This window comes from Stenotrophomonas sp. S41 (assembly GCF_016624625.1).
GTDB lineage: Bacteria > Pseudomonadota > Gammaproteobacteria > Xanthomonadales > Xanthomonadaceae > Stenotrophomonas.
Genome location: NZ_JACVTV010000166.1, coordinates 1 through 6,349, shown reverse-complemented (window position 1 = coordinate 6,349; position 6,349 = coordinate 1). Strand labels below are relative to the sequence as shown.

The 6,349-nt window shown below is 69.0% G+C and carries 6 protein-coding genes; 1 reads left to right on the top strand and 5 read right to left on the bottom strand.

The window, feature by feature from the left end; genetic code table 11:
• Positions 1 to 86: 86 nt before the first annotated feature.
• Positions 87 to 2,024 (bottom strand): DEAD/DEAH box helicase, encoded by a 1,938-nt coding sequence (locus IAE56_RS20295; RefSeq protein ID WP_200753758.1) that lies wholly within the window; start codon positions 2,022 to 2,024, stop codon positions 87 to 89.
• Between the two features lie 245 nt (positions 2,025 to 2,269).
• Here IAE56_RS20295 and IAE56_RS20290 point away from each other — a divergent pair, with 245 nt between their 5' ends.
• Complete coding sequence (locus IAE56_RS20290; RefSeq protein ID WP_108768272.1) at positions 2,270 to 2,491, top strand: RNA-binding S4 domain-containing protein; 222 nt, start codon at positions 2,270 to 2,272, stop codon at positions 2,489 to 2,491.
• Positions 2,492 to 2,511: 20 nt separating this feature from the next.
• Here the strand turns inward: IAE56_RS20290 and ubiM are convergent, their stop codons facing one another.
• From ubiM to IAE56_RS20270, 4 genes are all read right to left on the bottom strand, one after another.
• Positions 2,512 to 3,690 carry a 5-demethoxyubiquinol-8 5-hydroxylase UbiM gene (gene ubiM, locus IAE56_RS20285; RefSeq protein ID WP_200753757.1) on the bottom strand — a complete coding sequence of 393 codons (1,179 nt, stop codon included), beginning with the start codon at positions 3,688 to 3,690 and terminating at the stop codon, positions 2,512 to 2,514.
• 87 nt (positions 3,691 to 3,777) lie between these two features.
• Positions 3,778 to 4,167, bottom strand: a complete 390-nt coding sequence (locus tag IAE56_RS20280) for an MAPEG family protein (RefSeq protein WP_200753756.1) — start codon at positions 4,165 to 4,167, stop codon at positions 3,778 to 3,780.
• A gap of 12 nt (positions 4,168 to 4,179) precedes the next feature.
• Positions 4,180 to 4,743: a DUF4019 domain-containing protein gene (locus IAE56_RS20275; RefSeq protein ID WP_200753755.1), complete on the bottom strand. Its 564-nt coding sequence runs from the start codon at positions 4,741 to 4,743 to the stop codon at positions 4,180 to 4,182.
• A 58-nt stretch (positions 4,744 to 4,801) separates the two neighbouring features.
• Positions 4,802 to 5,968: a hypothetical protein gene (locus IAE56_RS20270; RefSeq protein ID WP_200753754.1), complete on the bottom strand. Its 1,167-nt coding sequence runs from the start codon at positions 5,966 to 5,968 to the stop codon at positions 4,802 to 4,804.
• Positions 5,969 to 6,349 lie beyond the last annotated feature (381 nt).

Genomic DNA, 6,349 nt, shown 5'->3' with positions numbered 1-6,349 from the left:
CCCCCCCCCCCCCCCCCCCCCCCCCCCCCCCCCACCCCCCCCCCCCCCCCCGGGGGGGGGGCGTTGTCCAGGCACGTCGCGGTGGATCAGTAGCTGCGCGGGCCGCGCGGCTTGAAGCCGTCACGACGCGGCGGACGGCTGTCGCGGTCACCGCCGCGGTCGCCACCCGGACCGCCCGGACCACTACGGCGCGGACCGCCCGGACCACCCGGACCACGCTTGTCGAAGCGCGGCTTGAACGGACGCGGTGCCGGGTTGGTGTCTTCACCCGGGGCCAGCGCACGCATCTGCAGCTGCTGGCCGGACACCCACACCTTCTGCAGGTGCGAGAGCACGTCCTGCGGCATCTGCGCCGGCAGGTCCAGCAGCGAGAAGTCGTCGTGGATGTCGATGCGGCCGATGAAACGGCTTTCCAGGCCGGCTTCGTTGGCGATGGCGCCGACGATGTTGGCCGGCTTCACGCCGTGCTGGTGGCCGACCGAGATGCGGTAGGTCTCCATGCCCTGCTCCGGCGCACCGCGCGGCGGCACGTCACGACGCGGGCGCTGCTCGAAGCCACCCTCGCCGTCTTCACGGCGCGGGCCACGCTCGAAGCGCGGGCCACGCTCGTTGCGGTCGAAGCGATCGCCACGCTCCGGACGGTCGCCACGGTCGAAACGCTCACGCGGCGCACGCTCTTCACGCGGGGCACGCACCGGCGCCTGCAGCAGGAACGGGGTATCGCCCTGCAGCATCTTGGCCAGGGCAGCAGCCACTTCGATGGCCGGCACGTTCTGCTCGGTCTCGAAACGTTCCAGCAGCTGGCGGTAGAAGTCCAGGCCGCCGGCGCCGAGGGTTTCGCTGATGCGCGTGGTGAACTTGTTGATGCGGGTGTCGTTGACCGCTTCCACGCTCGGCAGCTGCATTTCTTCGATCGGCTGGCGGGTGGCGCGCTCGATCTGGCGCAGCATGCCCTTCTCGCGCGGGGTGGCGAACAGGATCGCCTCGCCGCTGCGGCCGGCACGGCCGGTACGGCCGATGCGGTGCACGTAGCTTTCGGTGTCGTACGGGATGTCGTAGTTCAGCACGTGGCTGATGCGCTCCACGTCCAGGCCACGGGCGGCCACGTCGGTAGCCACCAGGATGTCCAGCTTGCCTTCCTTCAGCATGGCGATGGTGCGCTCACGCTGGGCCTGCTGCATGTCGCCGTTGATGGCGGCAGCGGCCAGGCCACGGGCCTGCAGCTTGCCGGCCAGTTCCTCGGTGCCGGCCTTGGTGCGCGCGAAGATGATCATCGCGTCGAACGGCTCGACTTCCAGGATGCGGGTCAGCGCGTCCAGCTTGTGCATGCCGCTCACCCACCAGTAACGCTGGCGGATGTTGGCCGAGGTGGTGGTCTTGGCCTGGATGGTGACTTCGACCGGATCCTGCAGGTAGGTCTGGGCGATGCGGCGGATCTGCGGCGGCATGGTGGCCGAGAACAGGGCCACCTGGCGCTGCTCCGGCAGCTTCTTCAGCACGGCTTCGACGTCGTCGATGAAGCCCATGCGCAGCATTTCATCGGCTTCGTCCAGCACCAGGGTCTTCAGCTCGGACAGGTCCAGGGTGCTGCGGTCCAGGTGGTCAATGACGCGGCCGGGGGTACCGACCACGATGTGCACGCCGCGGCGCAGGGCCGACAGCTGCTGGCCGTAGGGCTGGCCGCCGTACACCGGCAGCACGCGGAAGCCGGGGATCTTCGACGAATAGGACTGGAAGGCCTCGGCGACCTGGATGGCCAGCTCGCGGGTCGGCGCCAGGATCAGGGCCTGGGGCTTGATCTGCTGCAGGTCGATGTTGGACAGTACCGGCAGGGCGAAAGCCGCCGTCTTGCCGGTACCGGTCTGCGCCTGGCCCAGCACGTCGCGGCCTTCCAGCATCGCCGGGATGGTGGCGGCCTGGATCGGCGACGGGGTTTCATAGCCGATGGCGCTGACGGCCTGCATCACGGGCTCGGACAGGCCGAGCTGCGCGAACTGCAGCGGCGCTTGGGAATCTTGGGACATGGGGAACTCCAAAGGCACGGCCATCTGCATGGCAGTGCGATAAAAAAGGGATGGTCCGCGCTTTGGGCGCCCTTCTTATCGCGTGCCCTGGCGCTGCTCGGTCGGAGGAGATTTCACTCACTCAGAGCGGAATGATACCGCACTCTCCCTGAACCATGCGTACAGGAAACCATTCGCATCCCCTTCCGGGTCGCGCTGGCGCACAATACGCGCCCTTCCCGCCCGCTTACCAAGGATACCCCACCATGCAGATCCTCGAATTCGACCTCGACGGCGAGTACGTCGAACTCAAGCAGCTGCTCAAGCTGGCCGACCTGGTCACCAGCGGCGGCGAGGCCAAGATGGTCATCAGCGAGGGCCAGGTGCTGGTCGATGGCGAGGTCGAGCTGCGCAAGGCCTGCAAGATCCGCGCAGGCCAGGTGGTTGAATTCGCCGACAGCCAGATCCGGGTGCTGGCCGCCGGCTGATCCAGGCACGCCCAGCCGGTTCAGGCCACCCGCTGGGTCAGGTGCGCGGCGATCAGCTGCCGGAACGGCGCCACGCCCTGCGCCACCCGCAGCCCGGCCGCGCGCAGCAGGCGTGCCGGCTGGCGATCGTCCGTATACAGGCTGGCAATGGCGTTGGTGGCCTCGTACAGCGGCCGCGACGCCAGCCGATGGCCGCGCTGGTACCGCGCCAGCATGTCGGCCGCGGCGATGTCCGCGCCCCGCCGCTGCTGCGCCAGGATGCCCTGCGCCAGCCGTTGCGCACTGGCCAAACCCAGGTTGAAGCCATGCGCGGTGACCGGGTGCATGCCCACGGCGGCATCGCCGATCAGCGCCGAACGCTCGCCGACAAACTGGTGCGCGTACACCCCCACCAGCGGATAGGCCTTGGGCGTGGCCACCGGCTGCATCTGCCCCAGGCGATGCTCGAAGCACGCGGTGATGGCCTCGCCGAAGTCCACCTCGTCCATTGCCAGCAACTCCTCGATCTGCCGCGGCGGCAGGGTGATCACCGCCGAGGCCTGGCCTTCGTTGAGCGGCAGCAGCGCCATCGTGCGGCCATAGCCGAACCATTCCCACGCGGCATGATGGTGGTCGCGCTCGACCTGCATGCGGCAGACCAGCATCGACTTGCCGAAGTCACGCATCTGCGCGCCGATGCCGAGCATGCGGCGGGTGGCGGAGAAGCGGCTGTCGGCGGCGACCAGCAGGCGGGCATGCAGTTCGCTGCCGTCATCCAGCGTGACCACGTGGCCCTGGGCATCGGCCTGCACGGCCAGCACTTTGCGGCCGTCAAACAGCTCCAGCCCGGCCTGGCCCTGCACCGCCTCCCAGGCCGCGCGGCGGATCAGGTGGTTGGGCACCAGCCAACCGAGCGGTTGGCCATCGCGCTGGCCACTGGCGAAGGTCAACGCGAACGGCGAACCGCCGTTCAACACCCGCGCATCGCGCAGTTCGGAAATTTCGGCGTCGGGCAGGCGCCGCCACAGGCCCAGCTGTTCCAGGCTCTGTCGAGACGCATGGGTCAGGGCAATCTCGCGGCCATCGAAGGCCGCCTGGGCCAGCGCCTGCCGCGGCTGCACCTCGACCAGGCCGACCTGCAGGCCGCTGCCGGCCAGCGCACGCGCAAAGCACAGGCCCGCCGGGCCCGCACCGACCACCACCACGTCCATCCTGCGCATCCGCGCCTCCTGCCGTTGATTCCAGTCGCGCCCAGCATAGCGCCAGGCGCATGACTGGCCTTGATCTGGATCAGGCCTGCGCCTGCGTCAGAGCAGTGCGAATACCAGCTTGAAGATCGCCACGATCGAGACCACCCAGACCAGGCTGCGCACGTAGGGCACGCCTGCCGCGTACAGCGGCAGGTAGACCACCCGCGCCCAGAAATAGACCTGCGCGGCCAGCACCGTGGTCTCGTTGCTGCGCCCAGCCACCACCACCGCGATCGCGGCGGCAGCGAAGAACGGGAACGTTTCGAAGAAATTGGCCTGCGCCCGCTTCAGCCTTCCTGCCAACGGGCTCAGTGGCACGTCGGGCGCATCACGCGCCGACGCGTTCCACTTCATGCCGCGCTCGCGGGTGACCACGGCGGACGCGGCGAAGATGTACACAAAGCCGAGCAGCATCGCCCAGGCCAGCAGGGTCAGTTCAGTGGCCATCGCGGTTCTCCGTCAGGGTGCGGACGCGCGCAGGCTGTAGCCGGCCAGGCGCCAGGTCTTGTCCTCGTCGAAACGGAACGAGACCAGTTCGCGCACCGGCTGCGCGCTGTTGGCGAAGCGGGTCGGGAAGCTGACATTGATGTACAGGCCTTCCGGCACGGCGGCACCGGCGGCGTACTTGACCCGGGTGATGGTGGGCTGGCCGCGGCCGTTCATGGTGCCAAGGCGGGTGCGATCGGCGGCCAGCTGGCTGACGAACGCCGCCTTGGGCACCGCGCGGCGGGCCACGGCCGAGGCACCGTCCCACAGCTCACCGGCACGGTTGCTGTCCACCAGCTGCGCGGCCTTCAGTGCCGCAGCGCTCATGTCCGCATCCTGCTTCTGCACCTGTGCCTGCTGCGCAGCGGTCAGGGCCGGGGCAGCCGGTGCAGCGGTGGCCGGCCTGGCCGCCGCCGGGGTCGCAGGCGCCGGGCGTGACGGGGACGGTGCGGGCGTGGCCGGTGCCGGGGCTTGCGCCAGCGCGGTCAACGGCAGCAGGGACAACAGCAGGAACTTCGGCAAACGCACGCGCTTCATGGACACCGCCGGTTCAAGGGTAAGAACCGCAGTCTACTTCAGCCCGGTGAGTACGCCGTCAGCGCGCGGGGGCGCTGGCTTCCACGGCCGCGGCATCGCCCTGCGCGGCCGGCGCGGCCCCTTCGGCGGCCGGCTGTTCGGCCACCGGCTGCTTCTCCGGCGGGGCCGGCGGCAGGGTCGCCACATCGATTTCCGACAGCGGGCTCTCTTCCGGGCACACCTCGTCGGGGAAGCCGAAGCGCTGCTTCAGCGCCTGGCCGCAGCTGTTGATCGATTCCATGTCCGCGCCTTCGCGCTTGCACTGCTGGTCGAAGGCCACCAGGAAGGCATCCTTGCGCTGCACGAAATCATCGCCGCAGGCGCGCATCTGCTTGATCCGTTCAAGGTCATCCTGCACCGCGTTGGTCCCGTCCAGGCCGTACTGGCGCAGCTCGTCGGGCGTGAGCAGGCGCAGGCTGCGGTTGGGCACGGTCATCATCAGGTCGGCCACGCCCACCGCCACGCCGTTGCGCTGCAGGTAATCCTTCACGTTGTCGTAGACCTCGTGCAGCTCGCGGTTGAGCTCGGCGCGCGAGGTGGCCTTGGAACTGATGCGCATCATGCGATGGATGCCGACCTTGCCCGACAGCAGCCGGTTGTCGCCGGCCGCGAGCACGAACACACAGGCGCTGTGGCAGATGGAACCCTCGCGTACCCAGATGGTCCAGCCCGACTCACCGATGCTGTCGCCGGCCACGATGGCCGATTCAACCTGGCCGCCGCTGGAATCGAGATCGAGGATGCGCTTGTGGATCTTCAACGCATCGGCCACCACCGCCAGCCGCCAGACCATCTCGGCGAAACCGGGGTTGATCTTGCCGTGGTAGCGCACGCGCAGCAGCCCGCGCTCGGCGCACGGCTGCATGGCCTGCTCGATCTGTTCGCGCTGCAGGCCTTCCAGTTCAACGCCATCCCCGCCATCGGCGGCGTAGTCGGTACCGCAGCTGACCCAGGCCTGGCCGTTTTCCAGCTGCGCCTGCGGCCACGGCCGATCCGCCCGGCTGCGCGGCGGCGCCACCGGCGGCGGCGGTGCATCGGCCGCATTGATCGACACCATGTTCTCGCCATCGCTGGCCGGCGCCCGCGTCGCCTTGTCGGCGGCAGTGACGTTGCCAGGGTTCTCCAGCTGGCTGCAGCCCGCCAGGGCCAGGCACAACAGGGGCAACCAGCGGAATCTGACGGACATCGGGCAACCGGGGTTCATGGGAACAAGGCCCCCAGTCTACCCGTCCCCGCCGCGCATTCAGCGCGCGCCACTGAACCCCTTCTGACCCTGGGGGGGAAAGCGTGCCGACCAACGGTCGGCACCTACCAAAGGCAAAGCCAAAGCGTGTCGACCAACGGTCGGCACCTACCAAGGGCAGACCAAAAGCGTGTCGACCAAGGTTGACACCCACCCAGCACCGTTCGCACCACGGGGTCAGAGCCGTTTTCCAACGGAAAACGGATCCGACCCCGTGCCGACCAACGGTCGGCACCCACCCACCAGCAGCAGGTTCCAACAGCCGCGACCAACTGTCGAAGGCGGGGTGGGTCCGGTGGCAGGGGTGTGAGCGGCATGGATGCC

What these genes read in the sequence shown, in the direction of transcription:
- IAE56_RS20295 (WP_200753758.1), bottom strand. Translation starts at nt 2,024, where the DNA reads ATGTCCCAAGATTCCCAAGCGCCGCTGCAGTTCGCGCAGCTCGGCCTG.
- IAE56_RS20290 (WP_108768272.1), top strand. Translation starts at nt 2,270, where the DNA reads ATGCAGATCCTCGAATTCGACCTCGACGGCGAGTACGTCGAACTCAAG.
- ubiM (WP_200753757.1), bottom strand. Translation starts at nt 3,690, where the DNA reads ATGCGCAGGATGGACGTGGTGGTGGTCGGTGCGGGCCCGGCGGGCCTG.
- IAE56_RS20280 (WP_200753756.1), bottom strand. Translation starts at nt 4,167, where the DNA reads ATGGCCACTGAACTGACCCTGCTGGCCTGGGCGATGCTGCTCGGCTTT.
- IAE56_RS20275 (WP_200753755.1), bottom strand. Translation starts at nt 4,743, where the DNA reads ATGAAGCGCGTGCGTTTGCCGAAGTTCCTGCTGTTGTCCCTGCTGCCG.
- IAE56_RS20270 (WP_200753754.1), bottom strand. Translation starts at nt 5,968, where the DNA reads ATGTCCGTCAGATTCCGCTGGTTGCCCCTGTTGTGCCTGGCCCTGGCG.